This is a genomic window from Actinomadura bangladeshensis (assembly GCF_004348335.1).
In the GTDB taxonomy this organism is placed as follows: Bacteria; Actinomycetota; Actinomycetes; order Streptosporangiales; family Streptosporangiaceae; genus Spirillospora; species Spirillospora bangladeshensis.
Genome location: NZ_SMJW01000015.1, coordinates 16,200 through 31,223, shown reverse-complemented (window position 1 = coordinate 31,223; position 15,024 = coordinate 16,200). Strand labels below are relative to the sequence as shown.

Genomic DNA, 15,024 nt, shown 5'->3' with positions numbered 1-15,024 from the left:
CCGGACAACGGAACGTCCGGCTCGCTTCCCCGCCATCGAGCGGCCGCAACGGCGCAGCCGCGATCGCCACAGAAGGGCCGCTCCCATGCGCCCGCTCCCCCACCGGCGAGCCCGGCCGCCCCCATGGAGAACAGTTCCCGGCAGCAATCCGGCGCGGCGGCGCGCGGCTGATCCGACCATCACCGCAGCGCCATTTCCCCGCCGCCCCCTTTTTCCCGAATTCTGGTCGGCCAAGCCGACCGAGCTTGGAGACAGCAATGCACATGAAACCCGTCATCGCCTGCGGCGGCCTGGTGGCCGGCGCGCTGGTCGCGCTGTCCGGCACCGCGGCGCACGCCGCGACCGTCCGGTACGAGGCCGGCGAATCCCCGGCGGTGTGCTCCGGAACCATCGACTCCGACCACGCCGGCTACTCCGGCAGCGGATTCTGCAACACCGAGAACGAGACCGGCGCGTACGCGCAGTTCACCGTGACCGCCCCCGCCGCGGGCACGGCGACGTTAAGCGTCCGCTTCGCCAACGGGACCGGCACCGCCCGTCCCGCGAACGTCGCCGTGAACGGCTCGACGGTGTCGACGGCGCAGTTCGCGGGCACCGGCTCGTGGGACTCCTGGACGACGTCGACGATCGCGGTGCCGGTGAACGCGGGCTCCAACACCGTCCGGTTCACGGCCACCACCGGCAACGGCCTGCCGAACATCGACTACATCGACGTCGAGACCGACGGCGACGACACCCCGCCGCCGACCGGCGGCGACACGCTGTACGTGGCACCGAACGGCGCCGGCGGCGCGTCCGGAACCCAGTCGGACCCGACCACGCTGGCCTCGGCGATCGCCCGCGTCGCCCCCGGCGGGACGATCTACATGCGCGGCGGGACGTACCGCTACTCGCAGACCGTCACCATCCCGCAGGGCAGCGGCGGCGGCTCCGGCGCCCGCACGCGGCTGTCCGCCTACCCGGGCGAGACCCCGGTGCTGAACTTCTCGGCCATGAGCGAGAACTCCGCCAACCGCGGGCTCGCCGTGAACGGGTCGTACTGGCACGTGTACGGCATCGTCGTCGAGTACGCCGGCGACAACGGCATCTTCGTCAGCGGCAGCAACAACGTCATCGAGCGGACGGTGACGCGCTTCAACCGCGACACGGGGCTGCAGTTGTCCCGGAGGACGTCCGACACTCCGGAGAGCCAGTGGCCGTCCAACAACCTCATCCTCAGCGCGGAGTCGCACGACAACGCCGACTCCGACGGTGAGGACGCCGACGGCTTCGCCGCCAAGCTGACCTCAGGCCCCGGGAACGTGTTCCGCTACGACGTGTCCCACAACAACATCGACGACGGCTGGGACCTCTACACCAAGGACGAGACCGGCCCCATCGGCCCGGTGACCATCGAGGACTCGCTGTCCTACGGCAACGGCACGCTCAGCAACGGCGGCCAGGCCGGGAGCGGCGACCGCAACGGCTACAAGCTCGGCGGCGAGGACATCCCGGTCGACCACGTCGTCCGCCGCTCGTTCGCGGTGGACAACGGCCACCACGGGTTCACCTACAACAGCAACCCCGGCTCGATGACGATCTCCGACAACGTCAGCGTCGACAACGCCGAGCGCAACTTCTCCTTCGACGAAGGCAGCTCGACGTTCCGCGACAACACCTCATGCCGGTTCGACGGCGACGGGTCCAACGACAAGACGGTCGGCAGCGCCGACGGCTCCAACCAGTTCTGGACCGGCTCGAACGGCTCCCGGTGCTCGTCCTACGCCGGCGCCCTCGGCTGGTACTTCGGCTCGGACGGCCACCTCGTCGTGACCTTCGGCGGCAGTGCCGCGACCCCGTAACCCCCAGCGCGCGAACGAGAGAAGAGGCAAGGATGAGACGACAAGTCGCACTGCGGCTCTCCGCGGCGGCGGGCGCGGCGGCCCTCGCGGCCGCCACCGGCATGGTCCTGTCGACGCCCGAGGTGTCGGCGGCGGCCGGCGGCGCCACCGGCTACGCCACCCAGAACGGCGGGACGACCGGCGGCGCCGGCGGCCGGACGGTGCGCGCGACCACGGGCACCGCGATCCACGCGGCGCTGTGCAACCGGGCCGGCAGCAGCACCCCGATCACCATCGAGGTCGAGGGGACGATCAACCACGGCAACACCAGCAAGGTGTCGGGAGACAGCTGCAACACCGCCGACGACAGGATCGAGCTCAAGCAGATCAGCAACGTCACGATCATCGGGGTCGGCAGCGGAGCCGTGTTCGACCAGCTCGGCATCCACATCCGCGAGGCGAGCAACATCATCATCCAGAACGTGACGGTCCGGAACGTCAAGAAGTCGGGCTCGCCCACGTCCAACGGCGGCGACGCCATCGGCATGGAGAGCGACGTCCACAACGTCTGGGTCGACCACGCCACCCTCGAAGCCTCCGGCGGCGAGGACGAGGGGTTCGACGGGCTCTTCGACATGAAGGACGGCACCCGGTACGTGACGCTGTCCTACAGCGTCCTGCGCAACTCCGGGCGCGGCGGGCTCATCGGGTCCAGCGACAGCGACACCGGGAACGGCTTCGTCACCTTCCACCACAACCTGTACCAGAACATCGACTCCCGGACGCCGCTGCTGCGCGCCGGCACCGTCCACACCTACGACAACCACTTCCTCGGCCTCGTCAAGTCCGGCATCAACTCGCGGGTCGGGGCGCACGTGAAGGTCGAGAACAACTACTTCGAGGACTCCAAGGACGTCCTCGGCACCTTCTACACCGACGAACTCGGGTACTGGCAGGTCGGCGGCAACATCTACGACAACGTGACGTGGACCGAGCCCGGTGAGGAGAACCACCCCGCCGGCCCGGACCCGCAGTCCAACACCTCGGTGAGCATCCCCTACTCCTACAGCCTCGACAGCGCCGCCTGCGTGCCGGACATCGTGAGCCGGACCGCGGGCGCCGGCAAGGGCCTGCGGGTGTCGGACGGCGACTGCTCCGCGCAGAGCCCCACGCCCACGCCGACCCCGACCGACCCGACGCCGACACCCACCGACCCGACGCCGACCCCGACGCAGCCCAGCGGGACCAACCTCAGCATCGGGGCGGGCTCCGACGGCTCCAGCAAGGCGAGCGGGACGAGCTACGGCAACGTGCGGGACGGCGACATGAGCACCTACTGGTCGCCGGCCGGCTCGACCGGCGAGATCTCGATCAAGTGGGGCTCCGCCACCACCGTCTCCAAGATCAACATACGTGAGGCGGCCGGCGCCGCCGGCGCCATCGGAGCCTGGCAGGTGCTGAACCACGACACCGGCGCCGTGCTGGCCTCCGGCAGCGGCGCGGGCGTCATCGCCTTCGCCCCCGTGTCCCTGCGCAAGATCACCTTCAACATCACCGGCTCGACCGGCACCCCCCGGGTCGCCGAGTTCGAGACCTACGCCGGCTAGCGCGACGCCCCCGGACGTCGACCGGGTCCCCACCTCGTTGATCTGCGGCGTGTTGTTGTTTTCGACGCGCTCATAACAACAACACGCCGCAGGTCAACGCACCCGGCGACCTTTTGTGAGCCGCAGTCAGGTCTTGTGGGGGATCTGGTTGACCGTGCCGCCGTCGATGACGAACTCCGATCCGGTGGCGAACGACGACTCGTCGCTCGCCAGGAAGACCACGAAGGAGGCGACGTCCTCGGGCTGTCCGGGGCGTCCCAGCGGGATCGGGACCATGTCGTCGGGGATGCCCTCGGTGATGGGGGTGCGGATCAGTCCCGGATGGAGCGAGTTGACCCGGACGCCGTGCGGGGCGAGTTCGATGGCGACCGACTTCGTCAGGCCGCGCAGGCCCCACTTCGAGGCCACGTAACCGTGCGCCCAGGACGTGCCGCGCAGGCCCTCGATGGAGGAGTTGTTGATGATCGAGCCGCCGCCGGCCGCGATCAGCGCGTCGGCGGCCGCGCGGATGCCGAGGAACGGGCCGGTGAGGTTGACGTCGATGATCCGCTGCCACTTCTCCGGCGAGAAGCGCTGGATGGCGGCGCCGTTGGCGATGCCCGCGTTGTTGAAGAGCACGTTCAGGGCGCCGAACTCGCGGACGGTCGTCTCGACCGCGGCCGTCCAGTCGTCGAGGCTCGTCACGTCGAGGTGCACGTAGCGGGCGGCGTCGCCCAGCTCGTCCGCGACGGCTCCGCCCTCGTCGTCGAGCACGTCGCCGAGCACGACCCTGGCGCCCTCGGCGGCCAAGGCCCGCGCACTGGCCGCGCCGATGCCGCGCGCGCCTCCGCTGATCAGCGCGATCTTCCCGTCCACGCGTCCCATCGCCGGTCTCCTCTCCGCCGGCGTCTCAGCCGGCCAGCGCGGCCGCGAAGACGCCGCGTGCGGTGTTGAAGGGCAGGTCGAGCGGCGTCCGCAGCCCCGGCGGCGCCGCCACGACGTCGGGGATGGCGTTGACGATGCGCCCGGCGCCGGAGGCGATCGCGGCGTAGTTGTGGTCGCCCCTGGCGCTGGACGGGCAGACGTCGACGCGGTAGGAGGGCTCGCCGACGATCTCGACCCGGTAGGAGCCGCCGTCCTGCGCGGGCTGCGGCCAGTCGGGGCGCAGGTCGCCGCGCAGCCGGGTCGTGTGGTCGATGACCAGGACCTCCTTGCCGCCGACGACGCCGCGGATCTGGAAGCGCATGGCCGCCACTCCGCCCGCGGGGATGTGCCCGGCGGCCACGTCGAACGCCTCCGGCGCCGGCTCCTGCTCGAACCACTCGGTGATCTCGTCCAGCTCGAACCCGAACCCCCGGGCCAGCATCCGCAGGCTCACGCCCCAGGACGCCGCCAGGATCCCCGGCCTGAACATCTTCGGCAGGTCCCCCACGGGCCGGCCGAAGCCCATGAAGTCGAACACGACCGGGCCGCCGTCGTAGCTCGCGTAGTCGGCGATCTCCGAGCAGCGCACCTGCTCGACGCGCTGGCAGGTGCCGGCGATCGCGAACGGCAGCAGGTCGTTGACCCAGCCGGGGTCCACTCCGGTGGCGAAGAGGCTCGTCCCGCCCTTCCGACAGGCGTCCTCCACGGGCTCGATCATGCGGTCCGGCAGCACGCCCCACGGGTGGATGAGGGGCACCGGCGAGGACGCCACGGCGTTGCTGCCCGAGGCGAGGATCTTCTGGACGTCGCCGAGCGCCCCGGACAGCCGGGTCTCCCCCAGCGCGCAGTAGACGGTGCACTCCGGCCGCAGGGCGAGGGCCTCGTCCAGGTCGCCGGTGGCCGCCACGCCCGTGACCACGTCCAGGCCGGCGAGTTCGCCGGCGTCCCGCCCGATCTTCTCCGGGCTCGACACGACCAGTCCGGCCAGCTCGAAACGGGGGTCCTCGATCAGCTGCGCCAGGGCGATGCGGCCGACGTTGCCGGTCGCCACGTGCAGGACGCGGATGGCCATGCTGCTCCTTCGCCGGCCGGCATACTGGACAGCTGTCCAGTCACTGTTCCACACTAGTAGAACACGTTCTACCATGGCGCCGCGCGCAACGGAATCGTCCGGCCGGCGCGGCCCGTCCACCGCTGATCCCGCGGCCCACCAAGGAGACCGGCAGATGCCCCACTCGCCAGTGACACCCCGGAGCCGCTACGCCGGCCTGACGCGGGAGCAGCTCGCGGTCGCCGTGCCCGAGCTGCTGCTCATCGGGCAGCTCATCGACCGCTCCGGGATGGCGTGGTGCATCTCGGCGTTCGGTCGGGAGGAGATGGCGCGGATCGCGATCGAGGAGTGGGCGGCCTCGAGCCCGATCTACACCCGGCGGATGCAGCGGGCGCTGGGCTACGCCCCCGAGGTCCCCGGCAGGGGTGACGTCCCGACCATCTTCAAGGGCCTCCAGCTCGACATCGGCGCTCCGCCCCAGTTCATGGACTTCCGCTACACCGTCCACGACCGGTGGCACGGCGAGTTCCACCTCGACCACTGCGGCGCCCTCATGGACGTCGAGCCGATGGGCGAGGACTACGTCCGGTCCATGTGCCACGACATCGAGGACCCCACCTTCGACGCGACCGCGGTCGCCACCAACCCCAGGGCGCAGGTGCGGCCGATCCACCGGCCGCCCCGCACGCCGGCCGACCGGCACCCCCACTGCGCCTGGACGGTGACCATCGACGAGTCCCACCCGGAGGCGGCGGGCATCCCCCTGCTGGCCGTCAACGAGCGGTCCCGTGCCGCCCGCCTCGGCCTCGCCCCGATCGACCGAGCCGACGAGGGCCTCGCCGACTACTCCGGCCCCCTGCTGTCCGACCTGGACTTCGCCGCCTTCTCCCACTCCGCGCTCGTCCGGATCGCCGACGAGGTGTGCCTGCAGATGCACCTGCTCGACCACGCCTTCGCGCTGGCCGTCGCCGAGCGGGCCGCCGGCGCCGAGCAGCTGCTCCGGATCCGCCGCAAGCAGCTGGTGGGCATCGCCGGCGTCGCCGCCGGCCGGCTCGCCCGCGCCCTGGGCCTGCCCCAGAGCGCGGAGGGGGCGGCCCGCCTCCTGGCGGTCCACCCGCTCCTCAACCCGTCGGCCTACGTCGACGCCGACTTCGACGGCGCCGGCGTGGCCGTCCGCCCGTCCCCCGCCCATGAGGACGACGCCTGGATCTCGCTGTGCGGCCCCGGCTGGACGGCGCCGCTGCAGGCGATCGCCCGCGCCCTCGACGCGCATCTCGACGTCGAGGTCACCGGCGGCGACGACGAGTGGCGGCTGACCGTCGTCCGCCGCGACGACCCGGCCCCGGAGGCCGACGAGGTCGCCGTCGTCCGGTTCAGCACCGGCGCCGGCTTCACCTTCCAGCCCCGGCGCTCCCTGCCGATCACGCCCGTCTGACGGCGTCAGGGGCGGGCCAGGTCGATGGCGGTCCGGGCCATCGCGGTGGCGCGCCGGTCGGCGAGCGGGCCCGGGACCGTGGCCTCGTGCGAGCACTTCGATCATGCTTGATCAAGGCAACGGCGAATGCCGACCGTCGGTCATCTACGCTGCGATGACGCGGTCCGACCCGACCGCCGCGCGAGCCTCTGGAGACCCGGATGCCGCCGGCGTCACCCTCGCCCGGGCGAGAGAGAGGGGCACGATGATCAACCGGCTCGTCGTCTTCGGCGCCACCGGCGACCTCAACGCCCGCTACCTGCTCCCGGGCCTGGCCGCCCTGCGCGCCGGCGGGCACCTCCCCGACGGGTTCCGGCTGGTCTGCGCCGACCGGAAGGGCTGGAGCGGCGAAGAGTTCCGCGGCTGGGCGGCCGAGCAGCTCGACCGGCACGCGGGCTCCGCGCCCGCCGACGCGCGGGCCCGGGTCGCCGGCACCGCCGAGTACCGGCAGGCCGACGCCACCGACTCCGCCGACCTGGCCTCCCTCATCGGCGGGGAAGGGCCCGTCGCCCTCTACCTCGCGCTGCCCCCGGCGGTGTTCCCCGGCAGCATCACCGCCCTGGGCCGCGCGGGCCTGCCGGCGGGCAGCCGGATCGTCCTGGAGAAGCCCTTCGGCGAAGACCTGGCGAGCGCCCGGGAGCTGAACCGGCTGCTGGCCGAGGTCGTCCCCGAGCAGGCGGTGTTCCGGGTCGACCACTTCCTGGCCATGACCACCGTCCAGAACCTGCTCGGCAGCCGCCTGGCCAACCGCGTGCTCGAACCCCTCTGGAACAGCGCGCACATCTCCGAGATAGACATCGTCTGGGACGAGTCCCTCGCCCTGGAAGGCAGGGCCGGCTACTACGACGGCGTCGGCGCGCTCAAGGACATGGTGCAGAACCACCTGTTCCAGGTGCTGTGCCTGGTGGCCATGGAGCCGCCGCTCAGCCTCGGCGAACGCGACCTGCGCGACCGCAAGATCGACGTCCTGCGCTCGATACGCCCTCTCACCGACCAGGACGTCCGGCGCCGGACCCGCCGCGCCCGCTACCTCGCCGGCGGCATCGGCGGCCGCGAGGTGCCCGCCTACATCGACGAGGACGGCGTCGACCCGCGCAGCACCACCGAGACCTTCGCCGAGGTGGAACTGCACCTGGAAAGCTGGCGCTGGTCGGGCACCACGTTCCGGCTCCGCAGCGGCAAGGCGCTCAAGCACGACCGCAAGGAGGTCGCCGTCCGCTTCCGGCCGGTCCCCCACCTGCCCTTCGGCCACAACGGCGAAGCCCTGCCCAACGTGCTGCGTTTCGGGCTCGACCCCGAAGGCATGACGCTGGCGCTCACCGGCATCGGCTCCGGCGCGCGAACCCTCACCCCGCTCACCATGACCGCGCAGATGGAGGCGCCCGACCTGCCCGCCTACGGCCGGCTGCTGCTGGACGTCCTGCACGGCAACGCCGCCCTGTCGATCCGGAGCGACGAGGCCGAGGAGGCGTGGCGCGTCCTCGCCCCCGTCATGTCCGCCTGGGCCGGCGACCTCGTGCCGCTGGAGGGGTATCCGGCCGGCTCGGGCGGACCCGCGGACGCGCTGGTCAGGGCCGACCCGCAGCACGGTCGCGAGGCGCGGCCGTGAGCTACCAGCCCGGCGGCAGGGAGGTGAAGTCGGGGTCGCGTCCCTCAGCGAACGCCGCGAGCGCCTCGGCGTTGGCGGGGCCGCCCATGAGCCGGGCGAACCCGTCGTTCTCCCGCTCCCGGGCCCGCCGGATCTCCTCGCGGAGCGGCGCGGTCATGTCGCGCTTGACCTCCCGCAGGCTGGAGATCGGACGCTTGGCCAGCGTGCCCGCGACCCGCCGCGCCTCGTCCATCAGGGCGGCGGGCTCGCAGACCCGCCAGACCAGTCCCATCTCCCTGGCCTCGGCCGCGGAGATCCATTCCGCGGACAGCAGGATCCAGGCGGCGTTCTGGCGGCCGACCAGGCGCGGCAGCAGGTAGCTCGACGCGGCCTCCGGCGCCACTCCCAGGCTGGTGAACGGTGTCTTGAGCCGTGCGTCCTCGGACATCAGGACGAGGTCGGCGAACCCGATCACGGTCAGCCCGATGCCCAGGCCCAGCCCGTTGATCGCCAGGACCAGCGGCTTGTCGAACTCGGCCAGCGTGTCGATGAGGCCGATGAATCCGTGCCTGCCCGGCGTGAAGTCCGGGTCGGCCACCCGCTCGGCCATCTCCACGAGGTCGGTGCCGGAACTGAACGCGCGGCCGGTACCGGTCAGCAGGACCACGGCCACCGCGGGGTCCCCGGCGGCCTCCAGCAGGGCGTCGGTGAGCGCGTCGTAGAGGGCCTCGTTGAAGGCGTTGAGCGCCCCGGGCCGGTTGAGCGTGATCGTCCGGACGCGGTCGGCGTCCTCGACCAGCAGGATCGCGGTCTCGGTCACCGCCGTCCCTCCGTCTCCAGCACGAAGTCCGCGCAGCGCTCGCCGATCATGATCGAGGGCGCGTTGGTGTTGCCCCCGGTCACCGACGGCATGACCGACGCGTCGGCCACCCGCAGGTTCTCGACACCGCGGACCCGCAGCCGCGGGTCGACGACGGCGCGCTCGTCCGTCCCGATCCGGCAGGTGCCGACCGGGTGGTAGACCGAGTGGACGATGTTGGGCAGGATCCGGCGCAGCTCCGCGGGGTCGGCGTAGTCGGGCCCCGGGCGGATCTCCCCCCGGTTGTCGCCGGTCCCCTCCATCACCTCGCGGACGATCGAGATGCCCTCCATCAGGACCTCGACGTCCTTGCCCGCCGACAGGTAGGCGGGGTCGATCAGCGGCGGGAGCGCGGGGTCGGGGCCGGCGATCCGGACCGTGCCCCGGCTCTCGGGGTAGATCAGCGTCGGGAACACGCTGAGGCCGGGCTTGGTCGTCGGCGGGCGCACCGCCTTGTCGCCGTCCTGGTTGGGGAACGGGTAGACCCAGTACAGCGCGTGCAGCTGCAGGTCGGGGATCGCCCCGGCCCGGGACGTGCGGACGAAGCCGGTGGCCTCGAACTGCGAGCCGCTGGCCCACCCGGAACGGCGCAGCCGCGCCTGGGCGAGCCCCCGCATGAAGTACGCCGGGGTCGGGCGCCGCAGCGCGGAGTCCATCTGGAAGGACACCGGCACGAACAGGTGGTCGTGCAGGTTGTCGCCCACCGGCAGGTCGCTGACCACCTCGATGCCGTGCCGCCGCAGGTGGTCGGCCGGGCCGATCCCCGACAGCTGCAGCAGCTTGGGCGAGCCGAACACGCCGGCGGAGACGATGACCTCCCGGTCGGCGGCGACGACCTGGGTCTCGCCGTCGGCGCCGACGACCTCGACGCCGGTCGCCCTGCCGCCGCTCACCACGATCCGGGTCGCGGAGGCGCCGGTGAGGACGAGGAGGTTGTCCGGCGGGTCGGTGCGCAGGTAGGCACGGGCGGCGGAGTAGCGGACGCCGCGGTCCGCGCTGAGCTGGAAGACGCCGACGCCCTCCTGCTCGGGGCCGTTGTAGTCGTCCAGGAACGGGACGGACAGCCGGTCGGTCGCGGCGTCGATGAAGGCGCGGGCCGCGTCGGTGAGGTCCTTCTGGCGGCGCACCTTGACCGGGCCGCCGGCCCCTCTCACCTCCCCGGCGCCGTCCTCCCAGTCCTCGAGCCGCTTGAACGCCGGCAGGACGTCGTCGTAGGACCATCCGGTGGCGCCGTCCGCGGCCCAGTCGTCGAAGTTCCGCCGGTTGCCGCGCACGAACAGCATGCCGTTCACCGAGCTGGAGCCGCCCAGCACCCTGCCGCGGACCTGCGGGATCACCCGCCCCCACGCCGCCGTCTGCGGCACGGACTTGAAGCCCCAGTCCACGAGCCTCTTCAGCTGCGGCGTCGACATCAGCACCGCGACCGCGCCCGGGATCTCCAGCAGGTTCTTCACCCCGCGGGCGGTGTCCCGCCGGCCGGCCTCCAGCACTGCCACGCTCGCGCCGCTCTCGGCGAGCCGGCGCGCCACCGCGCACCCGGCACTGCCCGCACCCACGACGACGTAATCGGCTCGGACCACGGGCTCCTCCGCGCACACCAGGGGGTTGGACAACTGTCCAGTCAACGTTCCAGAGCAAAGTAGAACACGTTCTACCAACCCTGCGCAACGGACCCGCCCGCGTCCCGGACCGGCGCCTATGCTCACCGGGGTGAGACTCGACCTCATCACCATCGTCGTGGACGACTACGACCGGGCCATCGCGTTCTTCACCGGCGCTCTGGGGTTCGACCTGGTCGAGGACTCGCCCTCGCTCACCAACGACGGCCGCCCCAAGCGGTGGGTCGTCGTCCGGCCGCCCGGTGCGCAGACCGGGATCCTGCTCGCCTGCGCGGACGGCGTTCGACAGGCCTCCGCGATCGGGAACCAGGTGGCCGGGCGCGTGGGGTTCTTCCTCCGAGTGGACGATTTCGACGCCGCCTTCCACCGGATGACGGCCGCCGGCGTCGCATTCGTCGGCCCGCCCCGCACCGAGCCCTACGGGCGGGTCGCCGTGTTCCTCGACATCGCCGGCAACAGATGGGACCTTCTCGGCCCGGCCGACGACCGGAACGGCGGTGATGCGTCCCCTTGATGACGGCCGGGGCCCGAGGGGCTAGATCACGTCGGCTTCGGCCAGCCAGCGCCACAGTTCCTCTTGGGAGACGACCGTCACCCCCAGCTTCTCGGCCTTGGCGGTCTTGGAGGCGCCGACGTTGTCGCCGGCGAGCAGGTAGTCGGTGCTGGCCGAGACCGAGGAGGCGGACGCCGCCGCCGCCTTCTCGACCAGGCGGGTGACGTCCGGGCGGCTGATCTTCGCGCCGGAGCGGGGGTCGGTGAAGGCGCCGGTGATGACGACGGACTTGCCCTTGAGCGGGGAGTCGCCGGCCGCCGCCGCGTCGACGGGGCGGTCCTCGGGGAGGACGTCGAGGTTCACGCCGCGCTCGCGGAGGGCCGCGATCTCCTCCCCCACGTCCGGGCGGGCGAAGAAGGCCACGATGCTCTCGGCGGCCTTCGGGCCGATGTCGCGGATCGCCACCAGGTCCCCGGCGGTCGCCGCCGCGACGTCCTCGATGCGCTCGTAGCCGGCCAGGCACAGGCGCTTGGCGGTGCCCTCGGAGGCCATCGGGATCGCCAGCCCGATCAGCGCGCGCCGCAGCCCGATGCCCTTGGAGGACGCAATCGAGTCGACCATGTTCCGTGCGCTGACCTCGCCCATCCGCTCGTAGCCGAGCAGCTGCTCGGCGGTCAGGTCGTAGAAGTCGCTGCGGCGCTTGAGCACGCCGTCCTCGGCGAGCTTCTCGATCCAGGTGTCGCCGACGCCCTCCATGTCGGCCGCCTGGCGCGAGGCCCAGTGCATCAGCCGGCGCGTCGCCTGGGCGGGGCACTGCAGGTTCGCGCACCAGCGCTCCTCGCCGGTGCCGCGGACCTCCAGCTCGCTGCCGCAGGACGGGCAGTGCGTCGGCGGGACGATCTCGGTCTCGCTCCCGTCGCGCTTCTCCGGCAGCGAGCGGCCCGCGAACGGGATCACGTCGCCGCGCCGCACGACCGCCACCGTGTCGCCGATCCGCAGGTCGCGCTCGCGGATCAGGCGCGGGTTGTGCAGGGTGACGTTCTCCACCGTCACGCCGCCGACGAACACCGGCGCGACCTTCGCGCGCGGCGGGACGCGCCCGATCTTGCCGACCGGCCATTCGACCGACAGCAGCGTCGTCAGCTTCTCCTCCGGCGGGTACTTGAACGCGATCGCCCCGCGCGGCTCGGCGCTGTTGAAGCCCGCCGCGTCGAACGCCACCGGCTCGTGCAGCCGCACGACCGCGCCGTCGATGTCGTAGTCGAGCCCGTCGCGGCGGCCGCCGATCTCGTGGATGGCGTCCATCACCTCGCCGGCGCTCGCGCACACGTACTGGGCGACCGGCTCGAAGCCCGCCGGGACGTCCACGGCGGCGCCGCCGCGGTCGGCGCCGAAGGCGAAGAAGCGCAGCAGCCGCTCGGCCTGCGCCGCGGCCTCCGGGTCCTTCAGCACGAGCGTCCCGGCGGCGCCCGAGCGCGGATTGGTCAGCGTCCGGTCGGGGTGCGCCTCGTTGTAGGCCGCCCACACCGACCGCAGCATCACGGCCTCACCGCGGACCTCGACGCGCCCCGCCTCGCCGATCCGGGCCGGCAGGCCGGGGATCACGTGGCGCACCTTCTCGGTCACCAGCTCACCGACCGCGCCGGTGCCGCGGGTGGCGACGTAGTCGAGCTCCCCGTCGGTGTAGACGACGCTGAGCGAGAGCCCGTCGAGCTTCTCCGACACGCGGAAGACCTGGCCGCCGAAGCGCTCGCAGAACGCGCGGATCTGCTCCTCGCTCGTCGCCTTCGCCAGCGACAGCATCGGGCGCGCGTGCCGCACGGTCGGCCCGGTCAGCTCCGCCGGCGCGTTGACCTCGCCGAGCGGGCTGTCGGCCGGCTCCAGCTCGGGGTGCTCGGCGACGAGCGCCGCCAGCTCGTCCTTCAACGCGTCGTAGTCCGCGTCCGGCAGCGGGCTGTCCCCGGTGCCGTAGTACAGGTCGTTCAGCCGCTTGACCTCGGCGGTCAGCTCCGCGATGCGCTTGTCGACGTCCACCCTCCGATTAAACGCGAAGCCACCGACAGTGTCCGCCGCCCCGACGCCGGCAGCACGCCGGCGGCGCCTCCCGGAGGTTCAGGACGGCGATTCGAGGTAGCCGGCGATCGACTCGGCCAGCACGGCGCGGGCCTCGTCGATGTCGGTCCAGGTGCTCAGGCGCTGCTCCAGGTACAGGCCGCGGACGGCGGCCGGGAGGAGGTGGCGGACGCGCTCCAGGCGGTAGGCGTCGACGACGAGCCCGCGGAACGCCCGCGCGTAGGCGCGCCGCCACCGGCGGTCCCAGACGGCGAGCTGCTCGGCCGTGCGGGGGTGGGTCTCGGCGAACTCGGCGGTGCTGCGGGGCAGCAGGCCGCGCAGCGTCGCCACCGCCCGGCCGGCGGGCGAGTCGAGGCCCGACCAGAGCGCGTCGACGATCCGGCTCATCCGCTCGGCGACGGACCCGTCGTCCATCTCCTTCCACGGCAGCATGTCGCCCCGGTTCCCCAGTTCTTCGAGGACGGCGGCCCACAGCCCGTCGACGTCGCCGAACTGGTGCTGGACCGTGCCCCAGGTGACGCCGGCGCGCTTGGCGATGAGGTTGGCGCTGACCTCGCCGCCGTGCTCGCTGTCGGCGAGCATGGCGATCGCCGTCCCGATCACGCGGGCGCGCGTCTCCAGGCCGCGCCGGTTGAGCCGGGCGCCCCGCGCGTTGAGCGGTGCGCCGGCGATGCCGGGGCCCGCCGCGCCCTTCGGCTCCGCGGCCGGTTCGGTCGAGGGCTCGGTCACGGGGCGATTGTAGATCGGGCGGGACGCCGGGCAGGGCGATACCGGCCACAACGAGCATAGATATCTCTATGTCATGCTTGGTCGCGCCGCCACTTCCGGTATACGGTCGGCGCATGACGAGCCGCCCTCCCTTTCCCGAAGTGTCCGCGCTGAGCATCGGCGGCTTCGTCCGCGACGACACGCCCACCCCCGAGGTGGACCGCCGGGAGGCGGTGCTGGCGTCGCTGGCCGGGACCGTCCGCGAGCTGGTCGACGCCGCGATCCGCACGACCGTCGACGACGGCGAGGTGCACCGGATCCGCGACGACCTCGCCGGGCTCGTCGACCGGCTGCGGGCCTCCCAGCTGCCCGGCCCGGCCGGCGTCAGGTTCAACGGCGAGATGCGGGCCTGGAACTGGGGCAACGCCGTGGTGGGCGCGGCGAACGCGATAGCACCGCCCCTGGAGGTCGTGCACGACGCGTCGGGATGCCATGCCGACGTGGTCCTCGGCGCGGCCTACGAGGGCCCTCCCGGCCTGGTCCACGGCGGGGTCTCCGCGATGCTCCTCGACCACATCATGGGGGTGACGGCGTCCGCGATGCGCCGGACGACCTTCACGGGGACGCTCACCATGCGGTACCGGCGCGGCACTCCCCTCGGGCCCCTCCGCCTGGAGGCGAGCATCGCCCGCGAAGAGGGGCGCAAGGTGTTCGTCGTCGCGTCGATCGCCGATGCCGACGGCGTGACCGTCGAAGCCGACGGGATCTTCATCGAGCCGGCGGGGCTGCGCATCGACCCGCAGGAGCAGACGTCAGCATAGAGGCCACT

General features: G+C 72.5%; 12 protein-coding genes. 6 read left to right on the top strand and 6 right to left on the bottom strand.

Annotation, left to right across the window (positions count from 1 at the left end; translation table 11 throughout):
• Positions 1–257 precede the first annotated feature (257 nt).
• Both E1284_RS05270 and E1284_RS05265 read left to right on the top strand, forming a co-directional pair.
• Complete coding sequence (locus tag E1284_RS05270) at positions 258–1,841, top strand: carbohydrate-binding protein (RefSeq protein ID WP_131937640.1); 1,584 nt, start codon at positions 258–260, stop codon at positions 1,839–1,841.
• A gap of 32 nt (positions 1,842–1,873) precedes the next feature.
• Positions 1,874–3,427, top strand: a complete 1,554-nt coding sequence (locus E1284_RS05265; protein WP_131937638.1) for a pectate lyase family protein — start codon at positions 1,874–1,876, stop codon at positions 3,425–3,427.
• A gap of 126 nt (positions 3,428–3,553) precedes the next feature.
• On the opposite strand, the gene E1284_RS05260 is transcribed toward E1284_RS05265, so the two are convergent.
• Both E1284_RS05260 and E1284_RS05255 read right to left on the bottom strand, forming a co-directional pair.
• Positions 3,554–4,291, bottom strand: coding sequence for a glucose 1-dehydrogenase (locus tag E1284_RS05260; protein WP_131937636.1), 738 nt, complete (start codon positions 4,289–4,291; stop codon positions 3,554–3,556).
• 25 nt (positions 4,292–4,316) lie between these two features.
• On the bottom strand, positions 4,317–5,402 hold the full coding sequence (locus E1284_RS05255) for an NAD(P)H-dependent amine dehydrogenase family protein (RefSeq protein ID WP_131937634.1): 1,086 nt from the start codon (positions 5,400–5,402) through the stop codon (positions 4,317–4,319).
• A gap of 154 nt (positions 5,403–5,556) precedes the next feature.
• Between E1284_RS05255 and E1284_RS05250 the strand changes: the two genes are divergently transcribed.
• Positions 5,557–6,816, top strand: a complete 1,260-nt coding sequence (locus E1284_RS05250) for a hypothetical protein (protein ID WP_131937632.1) — start codon at positions 5,557–5,559, stop codon at positions 6,814–6,816.
• 244 nt (positions 6,817–7,060) lie between these two features.
• Positions 7,061–8,464, top strand: a complete 1,404-nt coding sequence (locus E1284_RS05245; protein WP_131937630.1) for a glucose-6-phosphate dehydrogenase — start codon at positions 7,061–7,063, stop codon at positions 8,462–8,464.
• 1 nt (position 8,465) lies between these two features.
• Here the strand turns inward: E1284_RS05245 and E1284_RS05240 are convergent, their stop codons facing one another.
• Together E1284_RS05240 and E1284_RS05235 are read right to left on the bottom strand one after the other, a co-directional pair.
• Entirely contained in the window at positions 8,466–9,263 is a 798-nt protein-coding gene (locus tag E1284_RS05240) for an enoyl-CoA hydratase/isomerase family protein (RefSeq protein WP_243714266.1), read from the bottom strand.
• The gene (locus E1284_RS05235) at positions 9,260–10,882 is read right to left on the bottom strand and encodes a GMC family oxidoreductase (RefSeq protein ID WP_207923577.1); all 1,623 of its coding nucleotides are present in this window, start codon (positions 10,880–10,882) and stop codon (positions 9,260–9,262) included. Before E1284_RS05235 ends, E1284_RS05240 begins: the two co-directional genes overlap by 4 nt.
• Before the next feature lie 130 nt (positions 10,883–11,012).
• On the opposite strand from E1284_RS05235, the gene E1284_RS05230 reads away from it, so the two are divergent.
• Positions 11,013–11,435: a VOC family protein gene (locus E1284_RS05230; protein WP_243714265.1), complete on the top strand. Its 423-nt coding sequence runs from the start codon at positions 11,013–11,015 to the stop codon at positions 11,433–11,435.
• A gap of 21 nt (positions 11,436–11,456) precedes the next feature.
• Here E1284_RS05230 and ligA read toward each other — a convergent pair whose 3' ends face one another.
• Positions 11,457–13,448, bottom strand: coding sequence for an NAD-dependent DNA ligase LigA (gene ligA / locus E1284_RS05225; protein ID WP_131937624.1), 1,992 nt, complete (start codon positions 13,446–13,448; stop codon positions 11,457–11,459).
• Positions 13,449–13,526: 78 nt separating this feature from the next.
• The gene (locus E1284_RS05220) at positions 13,527–14,216 is read right to left on the bottom strand and encodes a TetR/AcrR family transcriptional regulator (RefSeq protein WP_207923576.1); all 690 of its coding nucleotides are present in this window, start codon (positions 14,214–14,216) and stop codon (positions 13,527–13,529) included.
• Between the two features lie 113 nt (positions 14,217–14,329).
• Between E1284_RS05220 and E1284_RS05215 the strand changes: the two genes are divergently transcribed.
• On the top strand, positions 14,330–15,016 hold the full coding sequence (locus E1284_RS05215; protein WP_131937622.1) for a PaaI family thioesterase: 687 nt from the start codon (positions 14,330–14,332) through the stop codon (positions 15,014–15,016).
• Positions 15,017–15,024: the final 8 nt, after the last annotated feature.